Raw genomic sequence first — 23,744 nt, 5'->3', positions numbered from 1 at the left:
GGGAGAGTAACACGCCGATCAGGCGGTGGCGCGCGCCAAGCCCGTGGCCACCCGCTTGATGAAGGAGCCGAGGAACCACCGGTAGAACCAGCCGGTGCCGGGGACCTTCGGCGTGAACGTCGAGTGCCAGTGGATGTCCGTGCCGCCGTCACGCGGGGCGAGGTCGACGTAGGCGACGTAATCCCGCAGCGGCAAACCGTGTTCCAGCGCGTAGCCGAACCGGCGGCCGGGTTCCAGCGCGACGATCTTCTCGTACGAGCTGACGCCGTTGGTCTTGAACAACCGGACCGCGCCGAGCCCCTCCGGCTCGCCCTCGCCCTCGCGGACCAGCTCGAACGACCCCAGCGGCGACCACGTCGGCCAGCTCGCGCCGTCCCTCAGCAAGGCGTACACGGTGTCGGCCGGCGCGGACGTCCGGGCGCGCACCGAAATGCGTTGTACCATTTGGTACGTGTACCATCTGGTACATGATCGACGCAAGCCCGCGGGCGAAGCTCCTCGCCGCGGCGATCGACCACATCGCCCACCACGGCGGCGCCGACCGGAGCCTGCGGGCGCTGGCCGCGGACCTCGGCACCAGCCACCGCATGCTCATCTACCACTTCGGCTCGAAGGAAGGCCTGCTCACGGCGGTGGCACGGGAGGTGGAGGCCCGCCAGCGCGCCGCCCTCGCCGGCCTCGACCCGGCGGAGTTCTGGCGCCGGCTCACCGACGACGACCTGCGCGCCAACGAGAAGCTGTTCTTCCAGCTCTACGGCCAGGCCCTCGGCGGCACCCCGGGCACGGCGGAGTTCCTCGACGGCGTGATCGACGACTGGCTCGGCCCGATCGAAGCCCGGCTCGCCCAGCTTGGCGTCCCGGAGGCCGACCGGCCCGCCCACGCCCGGCTCGGGCTCGCCGTGGCTCGCGGGCTGCTGCTCGACCTCGTCACGACCGGCGACCGCGAAGCCGCCGACGCCGCGATGGAAACGTTCCTGGCCCGGTACGAAAAACCGTGATCCCCTGGCTGGATGCGACTGATCCTGGGGTTCTTGGCCGCTTCGCTCACGACAACGGGGCTCGCGGCCCCGGCCGCCGCCGCGGAAAGCCGGCCGGCCTACTCCTACGCGGACGCGATCCGCGAGACGGTGTGGGTGGAGACCGGCACCGACCATGACCACGACGGCAAGCCCGACCGCGTCGCCGCCGACGTCATCCGGCCGGACACGCGCGGGCGCGTCCCGGCGATCCTCGACGTCAGCCCGTACTACGCGTGCTGCGGCCGCGGCAACGAACTGCAGAAGAAGACGTACGCGCCGGACGGCACGCCGCGGCAGTTCCCGCTGTTCCTGGACAACTACTTCGTGCCGCGCGGGTACGCCGTCGTGCTCGCCGACGTCGGCGGGACGAACCGGTCGTCCGGCTGCTTCGACGACGTCGGCTCCGGCAACGCGGTCGTGAACTGGCTGGGCGGCCGGGCGAAGGCGTTCGACGCCCCGGAGGGCGGCCGTCCGGTGCCGGCCGATTGGTCCACCGGGAACGTCGGCGCGATCGGCAAGTCGCAGGACGGCGCCACGGCGATCGGGATGGCCGCCTCGGGCGTCGCCGGGCTGAAGACGATCGTGCCGATCGAAGGCGTCGCGGACAACTACGCCCAGCTCGTCGCGAACGGCGCTCCCCTGGCCACGCCGGAGAACACGGGCTCGTCCTTCACCTACAACGAGCGCGCCGCCGAGCTGTGCAAGCCGTTCGAAGCGGACCTCAAGGCCCGCGCGGGCACCAACGGCGACTACAACGCCTACTGGCAGAGCGTGCACTACGTCCCGCGTGCCGGGCAGGCGAGCGTCCTCATCGCGCAGGGCTTCGGGGACTGGGTCGTCGCGCCGAACCAGTTCGCCCGCTACTGGGACGCGCTCGGCCGGGCCGGCGTGCCGCGCAAGGCGTGGCTGAGCCAGGCCGGCCACACCGACCCCTTCGACCTGCAGCGGGCGCGCTGGGTCGAGACGCTGCACCGCTGGTTCGACCGCTGGCTGCTCGGGCGGCCCAACGGCGTCGAGCGCGAGCCCGCCGTGCACCTGGAGACCGCGCCGGACCGGTGGACCGACGTCCGGAGCTGGCCGCCCGCCACGCTTCCGGCGACGCTGCGCCCGTCGGCCGGCGGGACGCTGGGGCCGACCGGGGCCGGCACGGCGAGCGTCGTCGACGACCCCGCCGTCACGCGCGAGCAGTGGGCGGCCGGGGTGTCGGCCGCGAAGTTCACCGGCCCGGCCCTGCCCGTGCCGGTGCGGATCGCCGGGTCGCCGTCGGTGACGATCACGGCGTCGTCGGACAAGACCGCCGCCCGGCTCGGGGTCGCGCTCGTCGACTACGGGCCGGCCGGCCTGCGCGACACCGCTGAGTACGGCAGCGGGGTGAAGAACCTGGCCACGCGGTCGTGCTGGGGCTCGAGCACCGACGGCGACAGCGCGTGCTTCCTCGACACCGTCGCCGACGTCGTGCGCGTCGACCACCGGATCGTCGCCGCCGGCTGGGCCGACCTCGGGCACCACGCGTCGCTGCGGCACGGCGAACCGCTGGTCCCCGGGCGGCCCTACACGATGACGTTCGGCCTCACCGCGCTCGACCACGTCGTCCCGGCGGGGCACCGGCTCGGGCTGCTCCTCGGCGGCACCGACGGGCTGCTGTTCGACCCGGCGCTGCCGGACTTCGGCGACACGCTGACGTTCGACCTCGCGCGGACGTCGGTCACCGTCGGCCTTACAAAGCCCGAACACTAGGCGGACGCCCTTCGTACACGCCCCGGCCAGAGTTCTCCTCGTACCCCCGATCACAAGGAGAAACGATGCGAGGAACCACCTGGACGCGGCTGGCGCTGGCGGGCGGGGCGAGCGCGGTCTGCCTGCTGGTGGCGGCGCCGCTGGCTTCGGCCGAGACACCGACGCCGGTGGCACCGATCACGCTCAGCCCCGAGGAGTCGCAGCAGGTCTGCTCGGACTGGGTGCCGAAGCTGCAGAAGCGGGCCGACAACCTGAAGAAGCGGATCAACGGCGGCGCCGAGGTCAAGGGCTCGGTCGCCAACCTCAAGGCGCGCGCGGCCGACCAGCGGGCCGCCGGGCACACCGCCCGCGCCGACCAGCTGGACCAGCGCGCCACCAAGCGGCAGGGCCGCGTCGGTGAGCTGGACGCGGCCAAGCAGAAGCTCGACGCGTTCGCGTCCGCGCACTGCAAGCCGGCCAAGTGAGGGGCGCGAGGGTCGCGGCGGCGGTCGGGGCCGCCGCGCTCATCGCGCTCGGCTGCTCGGCGTGCCGCGACAACCTGATGGGCTCCCCGGACTCCGGGAGCGCGCCGGCGTCGTCCGAGCTGAGCGGGATCGAGTCGACCCTGAACGGCATCGAATCCGACATGAACAGCGATGGCTCGCCCTGACCGGCTAGCGTCTCCCCTCTGAACACGGCGGAGACGGGAGCAGGCATGGGGTCACCGGGACGCGGCCTCGTCCTCGTGGTCGAGGACGAGGCCGCGATCGCCGAGCTGGCGGCGCTCTATCTCAAGCGGGACGGCTTCGGCGTGCACGTCGAGGCCGACGGCGGCCGCGCGCTGGACGCCGTCCGGCGGCTCAAACCGGTGGCCATCGTGCTCGACATCGGACTGTCCGGAATGGACGGTATCGAGATCTGCAAGGCGTTGCGCGCGGCCGGGGACTGGACGCCGGTCCTGTTCGTCACCGCCCGCGACGACGAGCTCGACCGGCTGCTGGGCCTGGAGATCGGCGCCGACGACTACCTCACCAAGCCGTTCAGCCCGCGCGAGCTGGCGGCCCGGGTCCGGACGGTGCTGCGGCGGGCCTCCGGGGCGACACCGGTCGCCTCGGTGCTGGCCGTCGGCGGGGCCCGGGTGGACCTCACCAGCCGCCGCGCCTGGGCGCGGGACACCGAGGTCGTCCTGACGTCCACGGAGTTCGACCTGCTGACGCACCTGCTCCGGCACCCGGGGCAGGTGCTTTCGCGCGACCAGCTGCTGAGCGCCGTCTGGGGGTACGCCGCGGCGGCGGGGACACGCACGGTGGACGTCCACGTGGCGCAGCTGCGGGCGAAACTCGGCGCGTCGAGTCCGATCCGGACGGTCCGCGGCATCGGGTACGCGGCGGATCCGGCATGAGGTTCCGGGGGTCGCTGGCCGGGCGGATCACGCTGGTGTGCCTGGCCGTCGCCGGGGTCGCGGTGATCGTGGCGGGGCTGGTCGCGTCCCGGCTGATCCGGACGACGGCGGACAACGTGCTGCAGTCGACGCTGGCCGCGCAGGCCGACGTCGTCGCGTCACAACTGGACGAAACGGGCATCGGCAACCGGCTGGGGGTCGGCAAGGTGGCCGACGTCGTGCGGGGGCAGGGCATTTCGGTGGTGGTCCGCCGGGCGGGCGGGCAGGCGCTCGGGGACGCCGTCGCGGTCCAGGCCGCCGTCAAGGCCGGTCTGGGTGCGGACAAGTCGCAGCGCGTCACCGTGGCCGGGTCGCAGTACCTGGTCGAGACGCGGGTGGTCGGGTCGCGCGGGGCGGCGTTCGCGCTGGTCCTGCCCACGCGCAACGCCCAGGCGACGCAACGGGCGCTGGTGCGCAACATCCTGCTGGCGCTGGGCATCGGCCTGGCGGTGGCAGCGGTGGCGGGGTTCGTCTCCGGACGGCTGCTGGGCCGTCCGCTGCGCCGGGCGGCGCTGGCCGCGGGCTCGCTGCGGGCGGGCCGGCGGGACGTGCGCGTGCCGGTGCAGGGGCCACGTGAGGTGGCGGAGGTGGCCGGGTCGCTCAATGCGCTGGCCGACGCGCTGGCGGTGAGCGAGGCGCGGCAGCGGGAGTTCCTGCTGTCGGTGTCGCACGAGCTGCGGACGCCGCTGACGGCGGTGACGGGCTTCGCCGAGGCGATCGCGGACGGCGTCGCTTCGGGCCCCGACGCGGTGCGCGCGGGCGAGACGATCCAGCGGGAGGCGGCGCGGCTTTCGCGGCTGGTCGAGGACCTGCTGGAGCTGGCCCGGCTGGGCGCGGACGAGTTCCGGCTGGACCTGGCTTCGCTGGACCTGGCGTCGTTGGTGCGTGACTGCGCCGAGGTGTGGCAGCTGCGGTGCCTGGCCCAGGACGTGCGGCTGGTTGTCTCGGTGCCGTCTGCTCCGGTGCCGGTGCTGGCGGACGCCCGCCGTCTCCGCCAGGTCGTCGACGGGCTGGCCGAGAACGCCCTGCGCGTCACCCCCGCCGGCGCCCCGATGGTGTTCTGGCTCACCTCCGACGGGAACTCGGCGTCCCTCTCGGTCCGCGACGGCGGCCCGGGCCTGGCCCCGGAGGACTACCCGGTGGCGTTCGAGCGAGGCGTCCTGAACGCGAAGTACCGCGACCGCCGCCCGGTCGGCTCCGGCATCGGCCTGGCCCTGGTCCACGCCCTGGTCACCCGCATGGGCGGAACCATGACCGCCGGCCCCGCCCCCGAAGGCGGCGCCGCCTTCACCCTCACCCTCCCCCTCGCCCCGTGACCGTGTCGACCTCCAATCACGCGAGATCGCTCCCCAATCACGCGAGATCGCTCCCCAATCACGCGAGATGCGCGCCGGATCACACGAGTCGTCCATCCAGGTACGCGAGTTCGACGGTCCGGTACGCGGGACTCGCGTGATCGAGGGCGCAACTCGCGTGATTGAGGGCGTAACTCGCGTGATTGGGGGCGGAACTCGCGTGATTGGGGGCGTAACTCGCGTGATTGGAGGGTCAACACGGGTGGGCCGTAGGGTCGGGGGATGGAGATGCTGCACCTGCGCTACTTCGTCGCGGTCGCCGAGGAACTGAACTTCTCCGCGGCCGCGCGGAAGCTGCACATGGCCGCGTCGCCTCTCAGCCAGCGGATCAAGGATCTCGAGCACGAGCTGGGGCGGCAGCTTTTCGACCGCAGCACGCACCACGTCACCCTCACCGAGGCCGGGGCCGCGTTGTTGCCGCTCGCGCGGGACGTCCTCGAGCAGGTGAGCGCGATTCCGTGGAAGCTGGAAGAAGCCGTCCGGCCGCAGCGCAGCACGCTCTTCCTCGGGATGCCCGCCGGGGTGCACCCCGATCTGCGGGAACGCGTCAACGCCCTCGCCGAGCGGGTCCGGGAGAAATACGAGCTCAAGCGGTGGCCCGGCACGACCGCCGACCTCGTCCAGGGCGTGCACGACGGCAAGCTGGCCCTCACCCTCGCCCGGCTGCCGGTCACCGATCCCGCGCTGGAACAGCTGCCCGTGATGACCGAACGGCTCGGCGCCGTCGTCCCGGCCGACCTGTTCGCCGGCCGGGAGTCCGTCAGCCTGGCCGAGCTCACCGAATTCCCGTACGTCGCCTCACCAGGCGAAATCGTTCCCGCCTATTTCGACCAGCTCGATCACCAATTGAACGAACTCGGCGTCAAGAAACGCATCCGGCTGACCAACACCGGTTACGGCGGGACGTCGGAAATCATCTCCAGCGGTGAAGCCTTTTCCATTTCCATGCTCGACGCCAAGTCCCCGATGCACGGCTACCGGCTCGACAACGTCATCGTGCTGCCCTTCACGGATTTCCGCCCCCAGCTGGACACCGGCCTGCTCTGGCGGCGCGACCGCACCGACGGCGACCTGCGGGACCTCGTCGACACCGCGAAAGAGATCTTCGCCGAACCGCTCACCAGCTGAAACAGCGCCCACCGAGAATGGTATGACCACCAGAGTCATACCATTGTTCGCATCATGATCATTCCCTTTTCCGCCGGACGCGCCTACGTTCGTAAGTAGAGCGAAGCAGCAAGGCGCGAAAGGACGGAAACACATGACGACCGGACCACTGGACGGCGTGCGCGTGATCGACCTCTCGACCGTGGTGATGGGCCCGTACGCGGCCCAGATCCTCGGCGACCTGGGCGCCGACGTGATCAAGATCGAGTCCCCCGCGGACACCGTGCGGGTGGGCGAGTACCGCACCACGCCCGGCATGACCGCGCTGAACCTCAACGTCAACCGCAACAAGCGCAGCGTGGCCCTCAACCTCAAGGACGAGACCGAACGCGCGCGGGCCCTCGAGCTGATCGACACCGCCGACGTGCTGATCACCAACATGCGCCCCGGCGCGCTGAGCCGCCTCGGCCTGAACTACGCCGACGTCGCCGAGCGCAACCCGCGCCTGGTGTACGCCCACGCGCAGGGCTTCCGCAGCGACTCCCCCCAGGCCGGCAACGCCGCCTACGACGAGACCGTGCAGGCCTCGTCCGGCCTGGTCGACGTGGCCAACCGGGCCCTGGGCGAGCCGGTCTACCTGCCGACGATCATCGGCGACAAGGTGTCGTCGCTGACCATCGCCTACAGCGTGCTCGCCGCGCTCGTCCACCGCGACAAGACCGGCCAGGGCCAGCAGATCGAGATCCCGATGACCGACACGCTGATCGCGTTCAACCTGGTCGAGCACCTCGCCGGGCACACCTTCGAACCGGCCGAAAGCCCCACCGGGTTCGCGCTGTCGATGACGAAGGGGCACGCCGCGGTCCGCACCAAGGACGGCCTCGCCTGCGTCATCCCCTACAACCCGCAAAACTTCCGCGACTTCTTCGCCGCGGCCGAACGCCCCGACCTCGCCCAGGACCCGCGCGTGAACGGCGACGCCATCAACCGCGCCGACAACGAGTGGTTGACCGAGCAGATCGCCGCGTGCGCCCCGGCGCTGACCACCGAGGAGTGGGCCGAGGTCTGCGCGAAGCACAGCATCCCGATGGCGCCGGTGCTGGAACTGGACCGGGCCCACGAGGACCCGTACGTCCGCGACGGCCACCTGCTCGACACCGTCGAGCACCCGAGCGAGGGCACCATCCGCACGGTCGGCATCCCGGTGAAGTTCTCCGCGACGCCCGGCTCGATCCGCCGCCTGGCCCCGCTGGCCGGCCAGGACACCGCCGAAGTCCTCGCGGAACTCTGAAAGAAGCAAGAGTCATGAGTGAAGTACGCACCGAACGGATCGGCAGCACCCTGCTGATCACGATCGACCGGCCCCAGGCCCGCAACGCGGTCAACGCCGCCGTCGCGACCCGGCTGGCCGCCGCCCTCGACGACCTCGAGAGCGACCCCACGCTCCGGGCCGGCGTCCTCACCGGCGCCGACGGCACGTTCAGCGCGGGCATGGACCTCAAGGCCGCACTCAAGGGCGAGTCCCCGGAGATCCCCGGCCGCGGGTTCGGCGGCCTGACCGAAGCCGAGCTGACCAAGCCGCTGATCGCCGCCGTCGAAGGGTTCGCCATGGGCGGCGGGTTCGAACTCGCCCTCGGCTGTGACCTCATCGTCGCCGCCGAAGACGCCGAGTTCGGCCTGCCCGAGGTCAAGCGCGGCCTGATCGCCGCGGGCGGCGGCGTGGTCCGGCTGCCCCAGCGGATCCCGCACCACCTGGCGATGGAGTTCCTGCTCACCGGCGAGCCCGTCACCGGCCGCCGCGCCGGCGAACTCGGCCTGGTCAACCGGGTGACCGCGCCCGGTGACGCCGCCGCCGTCGCCGTCGGCCTGGCCGAGAAGCTGGCGGAGAACGCGCCCCTTGCGCTCGCCGCCGTCAAGAAGATCGTGCGCGCCGCGGACCCCAAGGCCGCGGAACGCGAAGAGATCAAGAACCTGATGCAGTCCAAGGACGTCCGCGAGGGCATGACCGCCTTCGCCGAGCGCCGCGCTCCGAAGTGGACAGGCGAATGAAGATCGAAGAAGTACGGCAGCACGTGACGACCCCGCTGACCGCCCCGGCGTTCGCGCCCGTCGTCCCGCGGTTCACGAACCGCGAGTACCTCAACATCGTCTACCGCACCGACGCCGACGCCCTGCGCGCGGTCGTCCCGGAGCCGCTGCAGGTCGAGGAACCGCTGGTGCGCTTCGAGGTCATGAAGATGGGCGACGTCTCCGGCTACGGCCCGTACACCGAGTCCGGCCAGGCGATCGAGGTCAGCTTCGACGGCGAGCGCGGCGAGTACCTGCACGCGATGTACCTCGACAACTTCCCGGCCACCGCGTCCGGGCGCGAGGTCAGCGCGTACCCGAAGACCGTCGGCTCGCCGAACCTCTATGTCGACAACGGCGTCCTCGTGGGCACGTTGGACTACGGGACGCTGCGGGTGGCCACCGCGACCATGGGCTACAAGCACCACGAACTGGACGCCCGCGAGGCCGAACGCCAGATCACCGTGCCGACGTTCATGCTCAAGACCATCCCCGGGTACGACGGCGCCCCGCGCGTCCAGGAACTGGTCCGCACCGAGATCAGCGACGTCGTGGTCAAGGAAGCCTACACCGGCCCCGCGCGGCTGCAGCTGTTCCAGCACGTCCTGGCCCCGCTGGCCGACCTGCCGGTGCTCGAGGTCGTCTCCGCGAGCCACATCCTCACCGACCTGACGCTCGCCCCGGTCAAACCGGTCTTCGACTACTTGAAGGGAGCCCAGGCATGAAGAACGCCGCAGTCATCGGCGCCGGCACGATCGGCCTGTCCTGGACGGCGCTGTTCGCCCACCACGGCCTGACCGTCCGGGTCACCGACCCCCGCCCCGACCTCGCCGAGGCCGTCGAAACGGCGCTGGCCCAGTTCGCCCCGCACCTCGGCACGACCGCCGACGCGCTGGCGAGCCGCGTGCAGCTCGCCGCCGACGTCACCGAAGCCGTGCAGGACGCGGATGTCGTGCAGGAGAACGGCCCGGAGAACGTCGAGTTCAAAAAGGACCTCTTCAAGCAGCTCGTCGAAGAGGCGCCGAAGCACGCGCTGCTGCTCAGCTCGTCGAGCGCCATCCCCTCGACGGCGTTCACCGGCGAAATCGACGGCAGCCGGGTCCTCATCGGACACCCGTTCAACCCGCCGCACCTGATCCCCCTGGTCGAGGTCGTCCCCGGCGAGCGCACCAGCGACGAAGCCGTGCGGCAGGCCGTCGACTTCTACACCTTCCTCGGCCGCACCCCGGTCGTGGAGCGCAAGGAGATCCCCGGGTTCGTCGGCAACCGGCTGCAGAACGCGCTCAGCCGCGAGGCGATCTACCTCGTCGAGCAGGGTGTCGTGACGCCCGAGGACCTCGACAAGGTGATGACGAATTCGCTCGGCATCCGCTGGGCCACGGTCGGGCCGTTCCTCGGCTCGCACCTCGGCGGTGGCCCCGGCGGCTACCGGCACATGACCGAGCACATCGGCAAGTCCATGAAGCAGATGTGGGCCGGGCTGGGCAACCCCAGCCAGAGCCCCGAAGAGCAGGAACGGCTCATCGAAGCCGTCGAAAAGGCTTACGGCTCCTCCACGTACTCGGAACTCGCCGAGACGCGCGACCGCAAGCAGCTCGCCGTCCTGACCGCAGTGGAGGAGAACTGAAATGACCATGGAAGCACTCGAAGGCCAGCTGACCGCCGACTTCTACAACTACGAGACGCTGCTGAGCGACGAGGAGCGCAAGCTGCTGGTCCAGGCTCGCGACTTCATGCGCACCGACGTCAAGCCGCTGGTGAACGAGAACTGGGAGGCCGGCACCTTCCCGAAGGAACTCATCGGGATGTTCCGCGAGAGCGGTCTCGCGGGCCTGCCCTACGAGGGCTACGGCGAGCACAAGCCGGCGGTCAGCCACCTGCTCACCGGCATGATGGCGATGGAGATGAGCCGCACGGACGCTTCGGTGGCCACGTTCTTCGGTGTCCACAACGGACTCGCGATGTACTCGATCCACTCCGGCGGCAGCCAGGAGCAGCGCGACCGCTGGCTCCCCGAGATGGCCGCGATGGACAAGATCGGCGCGTTCGCGATGACCGAGCCGCTCGGTGGTTCGGACGTCGCCGGCGGCATGCGCACCACGGCCAAGCGGGACGGTGACACCTGGGTCCTCAACGGCGCCAAGAAGTGGATCGGCAACGCGACTTTCGCCGACTACGTCGTGGTGTGGGCGCGGGACCTCGACGACAACAACGTCAAGGGCTTCGTCGTCGAGAAGGGCACGCCGGGGTTCGTGGCGGAGAAGATCCAGGGCAAGACCGCCTTCCGGATCGTCGAAAACGCCGAGATCACCCTGACCGACGTGCGGGTGCCGGAGGAGAACCGCCTGCAGGGCATCAACTCCTTCCGCGACGTCGCCGAGATCCTGCGCGCCACCCGCGGCGGCGTGGCCTGGCAGGCGCTGGGCGTGATGGTCGGCGCCTACGAGCTCGCGCTGGACTACGCCAAGGAGCGCCAGCAGTTCGGCCGGCCGATCGCCCGCTTCCAGCTGGTGCAGGACCTGCTCGTGAAGAGCCTCGGCAACATCACCGCCTCCTGGGGCATGCTGGTGCAGCTGGCCCGCCTGCAGGACGCGGGGATCTTCCAGGACGAGCACTCGTCGCTGGCGAAGGCGTTCGTCACCGCGCGGATGCGCGAGGTCGTCGCCTGGAGCCGGGAGATCTTCGGCGGCAACGGGATCGTGCTCGAGTACGACGTCGCGCGGTTCTTCGCCGACGCCGAGGCGATCTACTCCTTCGAGGGCACGCGCGAGATGAACACCCTGATCGTCGGCAAGGCGATCACCGGGCAGAGCGCCTTCGTGTGAGGCCTCAGTTCACGCAGCCGGCGGCCGTACTGGTCGCCGGCTGCTTCGTGTCCGACGAAGGAGCCGGGGCCTTGGTCCCGGTGGCGGCGACCGGCTTCACGCCGCCGGTCGTGTCGTCGCCCGAGGCCTGCACCGCCGCGGTGCTGATCGCCGTCCGGACGAACTGCTGGACCTGCGCGGGGTCGACCTTGACCGCGTCACCGTCGTACGGCGTCGCCAGCGACAGGCTCTGCACCGGGATGGTGGCGAACGCGATCGCGCCCGAGGTCATCCCCCGCAGCTGCTGCGCGAAGCTCAGGATGTCCCAGCCCCGGTCCAGCACCACCGAGCCCTGCACCGCGCTGACCAGCGAGCTCAGCTTCGACGGGTCGGTGAACGTGCCGGCGCTGAGCACCTTCTTCGCCATCCCGGACAGGAACGCCTGCTGCCGCGCGATGCGGTCGAGGTCGCCGTTGAGCAGCCCGTGGCGCTGCCGGACGAAGGCGAGCGCCTGCGCCCCGGACAGCGTCTGCGTCCCGGCCGGGAAGTCCGCGCCGGAGTAGCTGTCGTGCACCGGCGCCTTGAGGCAGACGTCGACGCCGCCGACGGCCTGCGACAGCGCGTCGAAACCCGCGAGGTTGATCGCCGCGTAGTGGTTGATGGTCAGCCCGGTGAACTTCTCGACCGTCTGGATCGCCGTCTTCGCGCCCGCTTCGTTCGCCGCCACCTCCAGCTGTGCGCCGGAGAGCCCCTGGGCGCGCAAACCGGACATCGAGGCGTTCTTGCCGCGGCTGTAGGCCGAGTTGATCTTGTGCTTGCCGGAGCCGCCCGCGATGTCCACATAGGAATCGCGCGGGATCGAGATGGCGGTGGCCGCGGCGCCGCCCGCCGGGATGTGGACGACGATCATCGTGTCGGTGGTGTCGCCGCCGTCGTCGCCGCCACCGGCGTGGAGCGCGTCGAGCACGTTCTGCGGCAACGGGTTGCCGTACGCGTCGGTGCGGGCGTCAATCCCGACGAGCAGGATGTTCTGGGCGACCGCCAGCGGCTCGCCGGGCGGGGTGTCCTCGGTGTCGAGCTGCGCGGCCGGCGGGATGACGTCGGCGGTGACGATGCCGGAGTCCAGGGAACTCAGCTGCGTCCACAGGTAGCCGGTGGCGCCGAGCACGACCGTCGAGACGACGCCGAGCGCGACCCGGCCGCCGATGCGGCGCCCCCGCGACGACAACAGCACGGCTTTCCCCTTGCTTCCCTCTGGTGACTTCCCCTCCTCCGAGGATCACCGCGTTAGCTGGGAATCAGCTGAGAAAGTTGTCGGAATGCTGTGACGCTGCCCGATCGGCCGAGCGGATTCGGGTCTCTCGGCCGGTTTTGCGACGCACGGTGAGGAAGTGTGCACACGCATGCGCTGTGGCACCGGACACAGTGGTCCCCCGTTATCGCGTCACCGCGGCAACTTGCGCCAGATCGCGCGCGGCAGAAGGCGCATCAGGAAGAAGACCGGACGGAGCATTCCGGGCACCCAGACGACCCCGCGGCCCCGCCGCAGCGCCGCGACGGTCGCTTCGGCCACCTGGTCCGGGGTGCTGGAGAACGGCGCCGGCGTCATGCCTTCGGTCATCCGGCCGATCACGAAGCCGGGCCGCACGAGGAGCAGGTGAACGCCCGAGCCGTGCAGGGCGTCGGCGAGTCCGCTCGCGAAGCCGTCGAGACCGGCCTTGGCCGAGCCGTAGACGTAGTTCGCGCGGCGCACCCGCACCCCGGCGACCGACGAGAACACGACGAGCCGGCCGTGCCCCTGCGCGCGCAGCAGGTTCGCGGCGTGGGTCAGCACGCCGACCTGGGCGACGTAGTCGGTGTGCACGATCGCGGCGGCGTGCGTGGCGTCCTGTTCGGCGCGCGCTTGGTCGCCCAGGATGCCGAAGGCGAGCACGACGGTTTCGAGCGGCCCGTGCCCGGCCGCCACCTTGTCGAGGAACGGGCCGTGCGCGGCGAGGTCGTCGGCGTCGAACTCGGCCGTATCCACCGTCTCGGCGCCGGCCTCGCGCAGCGCCGCGACCTCCGCGGTCAGGTCCGCACCCGGCCGCGCGGCCAGCACGAACCGCCGGGCGTCCCCGCTGACCAGGCGTTTCGCCACGGCCAGTCCGATTTCGCTGCGTCCGCCGAGCACCAATACCGTTCCGCTCATGGCAGCAGTTTCCCAGCCGGGGTGCGCTAGCGTTCTCGGGTGGGTCAGGACTTCGAGACGCTCGTCGAACGGCACCGCCGGGAAATCCAGGTGCACTGCTACCGGATGCTCGGCTCCCTGGCCGACGCCGAAGACCTCACGCAGGAGACGTTCCTGCGCGCCTGGAAGGCCCGCGACGGATTCGAGGGCCGGGCGAGCGTGCGCACCTGGCTCTACCGGATCGCGACGAACGCCTGCCTCGACGTCCTCGCCCGCCGTCCGCGGCGGGTGCTGCCCGATCAGCTCGGCCCGGCCGGGGAGCCGGACGGCCCGATCGCGGCCGCCGACCTGCCGTGGCTCGAGCCGTACCCGGACCGGCTGCTCGACGGCGCGGGCCCGGACGACGCCGTCGTCGACCGGGAGACCATCGAGTTGGCCTACCTCGCCGCCGTCCAGTACCTGCCGCCGCGGCAGCGGGCGGCGCTGATCCTGCGGGACGTGCTCGGCTGGTCGGCGAAGGAGACGGCGGCGTCGCTGGAAACGAGCGTGGCGTCGGCGAACAGCGCGCTCCAGCGAGCCCGGGCGACGCTGCGTGAACGACTGCCCCCGCGGCGTACAGAGTGGACGGTCGGCGACCCGACCGCCGAGGAAGCGGCGCTGCTGAAGCGGTTCATCGCCGCGTACGAAGCCGGTGACGTGTCGGCGGTGGCCCGGCTGCTGCACGAAGACGCCCAGGCGATCATGCCGCCGTACCCGCTGTGGTTCGGCAACCGTGCCTCGATCGTCCGGGCGCTCTCGTTCTCGCTGGACCCGGCGTCGCCGGACTGCGTGGGGCGGTTCCGGATGCGGCCGGTGCGGGCCAACCGCCAGCCCGCGGTGGCGACCTACCTGAAACGCCCGGAAGAGCACGATTACCGGTGGTTCGGGGTCACCTTGTTCACCGTGGAGGCCGGGTCGATCACGGCGATGGCCGCGTTCGAGTCGGCCACGGCGGCGGCGTGGGGCCTGCCGGAGACGTGGCGCGACGACCGCGGACCGGCGGGAATGATGCAAAGCGACGCATAGATATCGCGCGTAAAAAGCCCGGGTGGGTGATTCACGGGGAATCACCCACCCGGGCGCGCACACGGCCGGAATCGGATTTCTTCCGGATTCGGTGTGGTGCTCGAGGCCGCCGGGAGAGGTCACCGGGCGGCGGTCAGGCCACTCGGTGCCGCTCAGGCGCGGTGCGCACCAGCCGGCGGCGTTCGTCCGCGGTGGTGCCGCCGAAGACGCCGTGGTCAAGGCCGTTGTCGAGCGCGTAGCCGAGGCATTCGGCGCGCACGGGGCAGCGCGCGCACACGGCCTTCGCCTGCGCCGTCTGCCGGGCGCCGGGGCCGACCTCGGAGATCGGGAAGAACAGTTCCGGGTCCTCGTCCTTGCAGGCCGCGAGTTCCGCCCAGCCCGTCATCGTGGCTTCCATTTCCTTCGTTCACCTCCTTCTCTTACTGCTTCCCATTGTTGGGGCGCGTCAACCGACTTAACTTCGGCGGACGCGCGAGCGTATCCGCCTGAGTCAAGGAGGTTTTGGCTTCGGTTCCCGGCTCACCCTCCGGGCAACCAAGACTGCAACACATGAGAGTACGCCCTTCTTCCCGGGATCTCGATGTCGATCACGTCACCCGATCGGCGAACTCCGCACGCCGTCCGGCGACTCCGGGCCGGCCGCCGCCGGTCCGCTTCTGCGTTGTCCGGTAGGGGTTTCCGGCCCGGCGTGATCGAAACGCGGCGATGGACGATCGCGGTGCCCGCTGTCCGGAATCCGCCGTTCGCGGACTCGGGGGGTCGCCGGGCGCCGAGGGCGGCCGCGAGCGTTCGTCACCACCCGTCACCGAGGCAACGCGGTCCATTACTCCTACCGGGGAGTCTTGATCGAATCGTTACACGTAGCGGGCGACTCACTGCACCTGTCCTTGTGAGGGCGAGGGGTGGTGGGGTCAGGTGTGCGGTCACGACGAGTTCGACGCGTTCTTCCGCGCCGACTTCCCGGCCCTCGTGGCGTTCCTCTGCAAGGCCGGGTTCGAGGTCGAGACCGCGCGCGACGTCGCCGCCGAGGCGATGCTGCACGCGCTGGAGGCGTGGCCGACCGCCGAAGACCCGCGGGCCTGGGTGCGCCGGGTCGCCGGGCGGCTGATCGAGGCCCCGGGCGACGCGCGGGCGGACTGGACCCTGGCCGGTGACCCGCGGGACGACGAGGAGCTCGCGGGGCTGGTCGAGCAGCACACGGGGCTGATCGACCTGCTCGCCGCCCTCCCGGGCAAGCAGCGGATGGTCCTGGCGTGGTCGCTCGACGGGTTCACGCCGTCGCAGATCGCGGACGCGCTCCGGATCGCCCCGGCGACCGTCCGGTCCACCCTCCGCCACGTGCGGGAACGCCTCAGACGAGTCCGGGCCGCCCGGCCCGGCGACCAGCGGGACAGGGAAAGGTGAGGGAAATGCCGGCAACCGAGTACGGGGATCGGGCGATCACCGAGCAGCTCCGGGAGTCCAACGCCGCCCTGCACGACTCGCTGCGCGCCGGGCTCGACGTCGAGGGCACCCTGCTGCGGGTGCGCAGCCGGGCGCTCGTCCGGGAGATCGCCGCGGCGCAGCCCGCCGAAGCGTTCCCCCCGCACTGGCGCCGCCACGACGAGCCGGTCGCCGCCGCGATCGCGGGCGACGACGCTGCGACCGCACGCCTGCTCGCCACGATCCGGCCCCTGGTGGTGCGCTACTGCCGCGCCCGCGTCGGCCGGCACGAGCGTTCGTTCGCTTCGGCGGACGACGTCGCCCAGGAGGTCTGCCTCGCGGTGCTGACGGCGCTGCCGTCCTACCACGACCAGGGCCGCCCGTTCCTGGCGTTCGTCTACGGCATCGCCCAGCACAAGGTGGCGGACGCCCACCGCGCCGCGGCCCGCAACCGCAGCGACCCGGTCCCCGAGGTCCCGGACGGCGTGAGCGAAGTGGCCGGGCCGGAGCAGCGGGCGCTGCGGTTCGAGCTGAACGAGCGCCTGGCCCGGCTGCTGGACATCCTGCCCGCGAAGCAGCGGGAGATCGTCGTGCTGCGGGTGGTGGTCGGGCTGTCGGCGGAGGAGACGGCCGCGGCGGTGGGCTCCACGCCGGGGGCGGTCCGGGTTGCGCAGCACCGTGCCCTCGGCCGGCTCCGGCGATTGCTCACCGGCGAAGAGACTTAGCGCCGCACGCGCTCCAGGACGAACTCCGCCAACGCCGCCGCCGGGCCCTCCATGGACTCGCGGGCCAGCAGCATGAACTCGATGTCCCCGGGTTCCGGGAGCCCGTCGAGCTCGGTCAGGTCCGCCGGCACCAGGCTGCGCGCGTGCAGGGTCACCCCCAGACCGGCCGCCGCCGCGGCGCGCAGGCCCGTCAAGCTCGACGTCTGGCACGCCGCGCGCCATTCCAGCCCGGCGCGTTCGAGGACCTCCACCGCCAGCTGGCGCGTGATCGACGGCATCGGGTACTGCACCAGCGGCACCGGCTGGCCGGGCTCCAGCACCGTGGCCGCCGACCCGATCCAGACCAGCGGCTCCCGCCACAGCAGCCGGCCGTGGTGCGCGCCCGGGCGGCGCTTGCCCAGGACCAGGTCCAGCTGCCCGGAGCGCAGCCGCTGCGCCAGGACGTCCGACAGCTCGACGGTCAGCTCGACGTCCACCAGCGGGTGACTGCGGCGCAGCCGGTGCAGGATCTTCGGCAGCTCGCCGAGCGCGAAGTCCTCGGAGACGCCGAAGCGCACCCGGCCGCGCAGCTCGGCGCCGCGGAAGTGCCGCTCCGCGCGCTCTTCGGTGTCGACGATCGTCTGCGCGAACCCGAGCATCGCCTGCCCGCGCGCGGTGAGTTCCACCGTGTGGGTGTCCCGGGCGAACAGCAGGCCGCCGGAGTCACGCTCGAGCCGCCGCACGTGCTGGCTGACTGTCGGCTGCCCCACGCCGAGCCGCCGCGCGGCCGCGGTGAAGCTGCGTGTCTCGGCGACGGCGAGGAACGAACGGCACAGACGGGGATCCAGCACCGGGTGAGCCTATCGCGATTCGCGATGACAGTCAGTCCGGTCATCGGGGTTCACAATGAACGGGAGGTGGCCGAGAATTGCTGCGGAAGGAGATCCATGTCCCGGTTCCGACTCGACCCGTTCGTCCTCGCGATCCTCGCCACCGTCGGCGTCGCCACCCTGCTGCCCGCCTCGGGCGCGGTGGCCGACGGCTTCGGCATCGCCACCACGATCGCCGTCGGTCTGCTGTTCTTCCTGTACGGCGCCCGCCTTTCGACGCAGGAGGCCCTCGACGGGCTGCGGCACTGGCGGTTGCACGCGGTGGTGCTCGCGGCGACGTTCGTCCTGTTCCCGCTGCTCGGCCTGGCGCTGTTCCTGCTGCCGCCCTCGGTGCTGCCGGACCAGCTGGCGGCCGGGGTGCTGTTCCTGGCGGTGCTGCCCTCGACGGTGCAGTCGTCGATCGCGTTCACCTCGATCGCCCGCGGCAACGTCGCGGCGGCGATCTGCAGCGCCTCGCTGTCCAACCTGGCCGGCATCGTGCTGACGCCGCTGCTGGTGGCCCTCCTGCTGTCCGGCGACGGCGCGGGTGTCGACGGCTCGGCCGTGCTCGGGATCGTGCTGCAACTGCTGGCCCCGTTCGTGGCGGGCCAATTGGCCCGCCGCTGGATCGGCGGCTGGATCACCCGCCACGCCGCACCACTGAAGCTGGTCGACCGCGGCTCGATCCTCCTGGTGGTCTACACGGCGTTCAGCGCGGGCATGACGGAGGGCATCTGGCACCGGCTCGACGTGGGCCACCTCCTGGTCCTGGTCGTGGTGTGCGGCGTGCTGCTGGCGGCGGTCCTCGGCGCGACGGGCTGGGGCGCCCGGTTGCTGGGCTTCGCGCGGGCGGACCGGATCACCATCGTGTTCTGCGGGCCGAAGAAGAGCCTGGCCAGCGGTCTCCCGATGGCGACGGTGCTGTTCGGGCACGCGCAGGTCGGGCTGATCGTCCTGCCGCTGATGCTGTTCCACCAGATCCAGCTGATCGTCTGCGCCACCCTGGCCCGGCGCTACGCGGCCGAGGAGGAACGGGAGCTCGTGCCGGCGTGATCCCGTGGTGGTCGAATCACCCCGGTGGAGCGGCGTCGGCGGCCTCGATCCGTCCAATGTGTACAGACGGCTGCCGAGGATCGCGTGGCCCTGGAAGACCACGCTCGTCGTAACAGCGCGGAGCGGTGGAACGACTCCGGGGGCGTCCACGATCAAGGGAGGGATTTCATGGGGACCCAGGCACGAACCGCGCTCGCCGCACTGGCCGGCACCGCGGTGGTCACGGCAGGCGCGGTGGTCTTCGCGGGCGCATCGGCCGCCGTCGGCCCGTCGCCGGCACCGATCGTCCAGGCGGCGCAGGCCACCTGCGTGACCGACGGCGGCGGTTTCTGCACCGTGCCGCACAGCCTCGGCAAGGTACCGGAGGCGATCGTGGTGTCGGCCAACACGCCGAACCCGTACAACGGGTTCATGCTCAACACGGTGCAGGGCTCCTTCACCGCGACCACGTTCCAGGTGCGCGCGATGTTCTCCCAGACCACGCCGAAGACGTTCGGCCAGATCTGGTTCAGCTACGCGGCCTACGCCGCCCCGACCGCGCCGACCACCCCGGCCACCACACCGACTCCCACGTTCACGACGCCTTCGCCCACCAGTTCGCCGCCGACCACCCCCACCCCATCGACCGGCGGCGGAAGCTGAACGGAATCCGCGGTTTTCGGCCCGCCCGCGGGGAATTTCCGTCACCGCGGGCGGGGCGAAGGCTTCTTTCCCAGTTCTTCCGCGAAAATCGCGTCGACCCGCGAACCCGCGCGCCGCAACGCGCGCACGGCCACGCGGACCAGATAGCCCGAAACGAACACGAGCAGCAGCGTCACGCCGACCACCCCGGGGTTCGCCACGACGACCTCCCGGTACTCGTGCGCGAGATAACCCAGGCCGGCCCCCGCGGCGAATGCGTCCAGCAACGCCAGCCGGACAGCCCAGGAACGAGACGAGGTGGCAGAGCCCATTCTTACTCCCGCCGTTCCGGTCAGCGGTGACGCCCTTGCAACCTAGACGAGCCTGCGCCGGTCGGCGGCCACGACAACCTGTTTGGCCTACCGGATCTGCCCGGATGGCCGCTGTGATAACTTGAAGCGAACTGGGTGTTCTGTGCACACGCAAACCTCGGGGCGCCTGTGCACGCCGGGACCAGGGGGCGGTAGCTCAGTTGGTTAGAGCAGGGGACTCATAATCCCTTGGCCGCGGGTTCGAGCCCCGCCCGCCCTACTCTCGTGAGCCCTCCTTCGGCGCTTCGCGCCTTCGGTGGGCTCTCTCGCTTCGTTGTGTTTTCTGGGGGTGCAACCCCCAGACCCCGCCCGGGGGCTCTGCCCCCGGACCCCCGGCGTGGCTGGCTTGCGTCGTGACCTTGCCCCCGGCGTGGCTGGCTTGCGTCGTGACCTTGCTTCGGGGGCCTCGCACACCATTCGGTGTGGGGCGAAACGTGGGCAGCGTCGGCTCGGCTGTGGCGGTGGTCGCTCGATCGGGTGGGTGGCCGATCGGTGGGCTAGTGGCCTTCGTGGCCCGGCATCGTGGGGTGGGCTGGGGTGCCTGGGTGCATGTGGAAGCGGGCTATCTCGGGTGGGTGGACCACGAAGGGGCGCATCATTCCCTCGTCCTCGTGGTCGAGGATGTGGCAGTGGTACATGAATGAACCCGTTGCCTCCTCGAACCTGCCCGCCACCCGGACCCAGTCGCCCGCCCACACGTCGAACGTGTCCTTCCAGCCCTCCTCGTGCCTCTCGACCGGCCGGCCCGCGACCGGAGCCGGCAGGGGACGCGATGTTCCGCCCGCCGCCGTGTCGAACGCACTCAAGTCGGCGAACTTGCTCCTGGTCAGCAACTGGAAGCGCGCCAAGTGGATGTGCATCGGGTGCGGCGCACCGCCCAGCTGGAAGAAGTTCCACACCACCCAGCGGCCACGGTCGACGAAAATCGTCGTCGCATCGTCGAACATGCGCGCCACCCTGCGGAACGTCCGCACGCGCCCCAGCACCGGATCGGTGACCTGCAGAACACCCCCCTCCGGAAACCGCGCCGGCACCTCCGCCGGATCGACGATCTCCTTCAGCTCCCACATCTCCGGATGCGGCCGGCCCGCCACCCCGGGCGGCGTCGTCGCCACGAACACCTCGTCGTGATCCTCCGGCACCCGCTCCACCCGGACGTACGAAGTGGACAGCCGCGCCGGCACCCGGAACGGCTCCGGACGACGACGGCTCTCGACCCGGAACTCCATGATGTCCGGCTCGATCGAGGCCCCCGTGTTGACCAGCCGCAACCGCTGCCCCGGAAACCGGCTGAAGTCGATCAGCAGATCGGCGCGCTCCGCCGGGGTCAGAGTCAGCCCACCTGCCGGCACCGCCGCCGGCGCGGGCAGCAGACCCGCGTCCGTACCGGCGATCCGGACCGCGTCGTTGCGCACCACCCCCGCCTCGTCGACCAGATCCAGCCGGAAATACCGGCCGTTCGCCGTGTTCAGCACCCGGAAGCGGTACCAGCGCGCGTCGACGTCCAAGTGCGGCCAGATACCGCCGTTGACCAAGGTGAACGGGCCGGTCACCGGAGCCGTCGTACCGGACGCGGGCAGGTACTGGAACTTGAACAACAGCCGGCCGGTCAACGCCCCGGTCACCGGGTCGGTGTCGAAGTTGCGATCGGCGAGCACCAGCGGGATTTCGTGATCACCACCGGGAAGCCGCAGCCGGTCCTCCTCGTCGTCGCGAATCAGGTACAGGCCCGCGAGTCCGGAATGGACGTTGAAGCGCGTCACGGCCATCGCGTGGTCGTGGTACCAGAGCGCGGTAGCAGCCTGGCGGTTCGGGTACTCGGTGAGCTGCGTTTGCCCCGGCGAAATCCCGTTGTGCGCCCAGCCATCGTTGCCGGCGTTCGTCAGCGCGCCGTGCAGGTGCACGACGTTCCACGGCGGCAGCTCGGCGACGCCCTCGATCAGCTCCACCCCGGCGGGCAGGCTGCCGTCCGCGGCGCGGTAACCGGGCTGGTTCGCCGGCGTCGGCACGGCGTACGGCGCCCGCACCGCCACGAGCGGGACCGTGCCCCGCAGTTCGTTCGCCCACGCGACGCGAAGCCGCTTCCCGCTCCGGACTTCGATGGTCGGGCCGGGAAAATGACCCTCGTAGGTCCACAGTGTGCTCTCCGGCAGCTGGGAGTGCAGCCGCGTCCGCGCGGTGGTCATGGTGACCGTGAGGTCACCCTGGTACCGCCGCGAATGCGCCTGGATCACCGGCGGGATCCGCAGCGGATCGAGGAACTTGGTGAGCCCGAAGTGGGGCGCCACCGGCGGCGCGGTGGCCGCCGACGCCGTCCGCGGGGCACTGGGACCGACCAAGGCCGCCCCCGCCACGACGCCCGCGGCGGTGAGGAAGGTGCGCCGGTCGACGGAATCTGCTTCGGCCATGCGGAACCCTCCGGGCACGGGTGAATACCGGTGATCCGCACGGCTTCCAGCGGGCCGGCGGCTCGGGAACGGTAGCCAGCCGGCCCCCGGCCGGGCATCCCCTCACTTGGTATTCCTCGCGCCGCCGATCAGCGCACGCGGTCGTAGACCACCGCCGTCTCCCCCAGCTCGCCGGTTTCGTGGTGGGTGAGCCGCCACCGCGACGCGGGCAGGCCGTCGTCGAACAGCCGGGGCCCGCCGCCCGCGATCTCCGGGCAGACCATGAGGTACAGCCGGTCGAGCAGGTCCGCCGCGAGCAGCGGCTTGATGACGCTGGCGCTGCTGTTGACCAGGATGTCGCCGCCGCCGGTGGCCTTCAGCTCGGCGACGACGTCCGCGGCCGGCGCGTTCACCAGCCGGGTGCGCTCCCACGGGGCGTCGGACAGCGTGGTCGAGAAGACCACCTTCTCGGCGTCCACCAGCCATTTCGCGTAGCCGCGGTCGCGCGGGTCGGCGTTCTCGTCGGCGGCGACGGTGGGCCAGAACCCGAGGAACCCCTCCGCGTTGCGCCGGCCCAGCACCGCCGTCGACGCGCTTTCCCAGATGCGGCCGAGGTGGCGCCGCGCGACTTCGGTGGTGGCGTACGGGAGGATCGCGCCCATGTCGGCGGGCCCGGCGGGGCCGTGGTAGCGCCCGTCGAGGGTCAGGCTGAGGTTGGCGGTCACCCGGCGGCCGGTCGGCTCGGTCATGGTGTTCGGTCCTTTCGTACGGTGAGCACGTCGGCGAGGTGGTCGAGCACCTGGCCCCAGCCGGTTTCGATGCCGGCGATGAAGGGGACGGCCTCGACCGTCGTGGCGGTGATGCGCAGGTCCAGCCGCAGCCGGGTGCCGGCCGGGTCCGGGTTCAGCTCCAGGTCGTAGTGGCCGGTGAAGGAGGCGGGGCCGGTCACCGCGAGGTCGAAGCCGAGGCGGCCGGGCTCGTCCGCGACCCGCACCCGGCCTTCGGCGCGGTACTCGCCGTCGGCGTCGCGGTAGCCGAGCACCACCCGCCCGCCCGGCCGCGGCTCGAGGGTGCAGGCGGTGACCGTCATCGACGGCGGAACCCACCAGCTCGCCAGCAGGTCCGCGTCCGTCCAGTGCCGCCAGACGTCGGCGGCCGGCGCGGGCAGCAGGCGGTCGAACGCGAACGCGCGCCCGTCCGCCCACCGGTCCCGGTCCGCGGCCGCCGTGTCCGCCTCGATGGCCGCTCGGTACCGCGCCACGGCGTCCCGCTCGCCCGCGTGCGCCTCGGTCGTGTCGGCCAGCTCCCGCAGCCGCCCCGCGAAAGCCGCCAGCGGTCCGGCTTCGAGGGCGTGGACGCGGCGCTGGCCGAGCGGGAAGACGGTGACCAGGCCGGCCCGGGCGAGGGTCTGGAGGTGCTTGGTGGTCTGCGGTTGCCGCAGCCCGGTCAGCTCGGCGAGCTCGCCCACCGAGCGGGGGCGCTCGGCGAGCAGTTCGACGATGCGCCACCGGGCGGCGTCCCCCAGTGCTGCGGCGATCCGGTCCATGGGACCCAGTATTCACACAAAAGAATATTC

The 23,744-nt window shown here is 71.4% G+C and carries 26 protein-coding genes and 1 tRNA gene; 18 read left to right on the top strand and 9 right to left on the bottom strand.

The window, feature by feature from the left end:
• Positions 1–18: 18 nt before the first annotated feature.
• On the bottom strand, positions 19–444 hold the full coding sequence (locus ACWEF6_RS23965; protein ID WP_449684992.1) for an SRPBCC family protein: 426 nt from the start codon (positions 442–444) through the stop codon (positions 19–21).
• A gap of 23 nt (positions 445–467) precedes the next feature.
• On the opposite strand from ACWEF6_RS23965, the gene ACWEF6_RS23960 reads away from it, so the two are divergent.
• The 12 genes from ACWEF6_RS23960 to ACWEF6_RS23905 all read left to right on the top strand — a co-directional run bounded on the left by ACWEF6_RS23960 (position 468) and on the right by ACWEF6_RS23905 (position 11,530).
• Positions 468–998 carry a TetR/AcrR family transcriptional regulator gene (locus tag ACWEF6_RS23960; protein ID WP_449684991.1) on the top strand — a complete coding sequence of 177 codons (531 nt, stop codon included), beginning with the start codon at positions 468–470 and terminating at the stop codon, positions 996–998.
• 12 nt (positions 999–1,010) lie between these two features.
• Positions 1,011–2,756, top strand: coding sequence for a CocE/NonD family hydrolase (locus tag ACWEF6_RS23955; RefSeq protein ID WP_449684990.1), 1,746 nt, complete (start codon positions 1,011–1,013; stop codon positions 2,754–2,756).
• 65 nt (positions 2,757–2,821) lie between these two features.
• Positions 2,822–3,220, top strand: coding sequence for a hypothetical protein (locus ACWEF6_RS23950; RefSeq protein WP_310972549.1), 399 nt, complete (start codon positions 2,822–2,824; stop codon positions 3,218–3,220).
• Entirely contained in the window at positions 3,217–3,405 is a 189-nt protein-coding gene (locus ACWEF6_RS23945) for a hypothetical protein (protein ID WP_310972548.1), read from the top strand. The genes ACWEF6_RS23950 and ACWEF6_RS23945 overlap by 4 nt, the downstream gene beginning before the upstream one ends.
• Before the next feature lie 45 nt (positions 3,406–3,450).
• Positions 3,451–4,137: a response regulator gene (locus tag ACWEF6_RS23940; protein WP_449684989.1), complete on the top strand. Its 687-nt coding sequence runs from the start codon at positions 3,451–3,453 to the stop codon at positions 4,135–4,137.
• Entirely contained in the window at positions 4,134–5,492 is a 1,359-nt protein-coding gene (locus ACWEF6_RS23935) for a sensor histidine kinase (protein ID WP_449684988.1), read from the top strand. Before ACWEF6_RS23940 ends, ACWEF6_RS23935 begins: the two co-directional genes overlap by 4 nt.
• 261 nt (positions 5,493–5,753) lie before the next feature.
• Positions 5,754–6,659, top strand: coding sequence for a LysR family transcriptional regulator (locus ACWEF6_RS23930; protein WP_449684987.1), 906 nt, complete (start codon positions 5,754–5,756; stop codon positions 6,657–6,659).
• Between the two features lie 133 nt (positions 6,660–6,792).
• The gene (locus ACWEF6_RS23925; RefSeq protein WP_449684986.1) at positions 6,793–7,929 is read left to right on the top strand and encodes a CaiB/BaiF CoA transferase family protein; all 1,137 of its coding nucleotides are present in this window, start codon (positions 6,793–6,795) and stop codon (positions 7,927–7,929) included.
• Positions 7,930–7,943: 14 nt separating this feature from the next.
• On the top strand, positions 7,944–8,687 hold the full coding sequence (locus tag ACWEF6_RS23920) for a crotonase/enoyl-CoA hydratase family protein (protein ID WP_449684985.1): 744 nt from the start codon (positions 7,944–7,946) through the stop codon (positions 8,685–8,687).
• Positions 8,684–9,430 (top strand): acetoacetate decarboxylase, encoded by a 747-nt coding sequence (locus tag ACWEF6_RS23915; protein WP_449684984.1) that lies wholly within the window; start codon positions 8,684–8,686, stop codon positions 9,428–9,430. Before ACWEF6_RS23920 ends, ACWEF6_RS23915 begins: the two co-directional genes overlap by 4 nt.
• Positions 9,427–10,332, top strand: a complete 906-nt coding sequence (locus tag ACWEF6_RS23910) for a 3-hydroxyacyl-CoA dehydrogenase NAD-binding domain-containing protein (protein ID WP_449684983.1) — start codon at positions 9,427–9,429, stop codon at positions 10,330–10,332. Before ACWEF6_RS23915 ends, ACWEF6_RS23910 begins: the two co-directional genes overlap by 4 nt.
• Position 10,333: 1 nt before the next feature.
• Complete coding sequence (locus ACWEF6_RS23905) at positions 10,334–11,530, top strand: acyl-CoA dehydrogenase family protein (protein ID WP_449684982.1); 1,197 nt, start codon at positions 10,334–10,336, stop codon at positions 11,528–11,530.
• 4 nt (positions 11,531–11,534) lie between these two features.
• On the opposite strand, the gene ACWEF6_RS23900 is transcribed toward ACWEF6_RS23905, so the two are convergent.
• Entirely contained in the window at positions 11,535–12,743 is a 1,209-nt protein-coding gene (locus tag ACWEF6_RS23900) for an LCP family protein (protein ID WP_449684981.1), read from the bottom strand.
• A gap of 210 nt (positions 12,744–12,953) precedes the next feature.
• The gene (locus ACWEF6_RS23895; RefSeq protein ID WP_449684980.1) at positions 12,954–13,697 is read right to left on the bottom strand and encodes an SDR family NAD(P)-dependent oxidoreductase; all 744 of its coding nucleotides are present in this window, start codon (positions 13,695–13,697) and stop codon (positions 12,954–12,956) included.
• Between the two features lie 39 nt (positions 13,698–13,736).
• Between ACWEF6_RS23895 and ACWEF6_RS23890 the strand changes: the two genes are divergently transcribed.
• Positions 13,737–14,741, top strand: coding sequence for an RNA polymerase subunit sigma-70 (locus ACWEF6_RS23890; protein ID WP_449684979.1), 1,005 nt, complete (start codon positions 13,737–13,739; stop codon positions 14,739–14,741).
• 133 nt (positions 14,742–14,874) lie between these two features.
• On the opposite strand, the gene ACWEF6_RS23885 is transcribed toward ACWEF6_RS23890, so the two are convergent.
• A complete protein-coding gene (locus tag ACWEF6_RS23885) occupies positions 14,875–15,138 on the bottom strand; it encodes a WhiB family transcriptional regulator (protein ID WP_310972536.1) in 264 nt (87 codons plus the stop codon).
• A 518-nt stretch (positions 15,139–15,656) separates the two neighbouring features.
• Here ACWEF6_RS23885 and ACWEF6_RS23880 point away from each other — a divergent pair.
• Both ACWEF6_RS23880 and shbA read left to right on the top strand, forming a co-directional pair.
• Positions 15,657–16,145 carry an RNA polymerase sigma factor gene (locus ACWEF6_RS23880; protein WP_449684978.1) on the top strand — a complete coding sequence of 163 codons (489 nt, stop codon included), beginning with the start codon at positions 15,657–15,659 and terminating at the stop codon, positions 16,143–16,145.
• Between the two features lie 146 nt (positions 16,146–16,291).
• A complete protein-coding gene (shbA, locus tag ACWEF6_RS23875) occupies positions 16,292–16,888 on the top strand; it encodes an RNA polymerase sigma factor ShbA (RefSeq protein WP_449685021.1) in 597 nt (198 codons plus the stop codon).
• Here the strand turns inward: shbA and ACWEF6_RS23870 are convergent.
• Entirely contained in the window at positions 16,885–17,718 is an 834-nt protein-coding gene (locus tag ACWEF6_RS23870; RefSeq protein WP_449684977.1) for a LysR substrate-binding domain-containing protein, read from the bottom strand. The genes shbA and ACWEF6_RS23870 overlap by 4 nt on opposite strands.
• A 96-nt stretch (positions 17,719–17,814) precedes the next feature.
• On the opposite strand from ACWEF6_RS23870, the gene ACWEF6_RS23865 reads away from it, so the two are divergent.
• Both ACWEF6_RS23865 and ACWEF6_RS23860 read left to right on the top strand, forming a co-directional pair.
• Complete coding sequence (locus tag ACWEF6_RS23865) at positions 17,815–18,789, top strand: bile acid:sodium symporter family protein (protein WP_449684976.1); 975 nt, start codon at positions 17,815–17,817, stop codon at positions 18,787–18,789.
• Between the two features lie 168 nt (positions 18,790–18,957).
• Entirely contained in the window at positions 18,958–19,431 is a 474-nt protein-coding gene (locus tag ACWEF6_RS23860; protein ID WP_449684975.1) for a hypothetical protein, read from the top strand.
• A gap of 41 nt (positions 19,432–19,472) precedes the next feature.
• Here ACWEF6_RS23860 and ACWEF6_RS23855 read toward each other — a convergent pair whose 3' ends face one another.
• Positions 19,473–19,742 carry a hypothetical protein gene (locus tag ACWEF6_RS23855; protein ID WP_449684974.1) on the bottom strand — a complete coding sequence of 90 codons (270 nt, stop codon included), beginning with the start codon at positions 19,740–19,742 and terminating at the stop codon, positions 19,473–19,475.
• Between the two features lie 185 nt (positions 19,743–19,927).
• Between ACWEF6_RS23855 and ACWEF6_RS23850 the strand changes: the two genes are divergently transcribed.
• A tRNA-Ile gene (locus tag ACWEF6_RS23850) sits at positions 19,928–20,001 on the top strand.
• Positions 20,002–20,278: 277 nt separating this feature from the next.
• Here the strand turns inward: ACWEF6_RS23850 and ACWEF6_RS23845 are convergent.
• The 3 genes from ACWEF6_RS23845 to ACWEF6_RS23835 form a co-directional block, all read right to left on the bottom strand.
• Positions 20,279–22,189: a multicopper oxidase family protein gene (locus ACWEF6_RS23845; protein ID WP_449684973.1), complete on the bottom strand. Its 1,911-nt coding sequence runs from the start codon at positions 22,187–22,189 to the stop codon at positions 20,279–20,281.
• Positions 22,190–22,317: 128 nt separating this feature from the next.
• Entirely contained in the window at positions 22,318–22,917 is a 600-nt protein-coding gene (locus ACWEF6_RS23840) for a dihydrofolate reductase family protein (RefSeq protein ID WP_449684972.1), read from the bottom strand.
• Positions 22,914–23,714, bottom strand: coding sequence for a metalloregulator ArsR/SmtB family transcription factor (locus tag ACWEF6_RS23835; protein ID WP_449684971.1), 801 nt, complete (start codon positions 23,712–23,714; stop codon positions 22,914–22,916). Before ACWEF6_RS23835 ends, ACWEF6_RS23840 begins: the two co-directional genes overlap by 4 nt.
• Positions 23,715–23,744 lie beyond the last annotated feature (30 nt).

Source organism: Amycolatopsis sp. NPDC004772, from assembly GCF_053601215.1.
The sequence above is the reverse complement of the archived record's forward strand: the minus strand, read 5'-3'. Positions and strand labels throughout refer to the sequence as shown.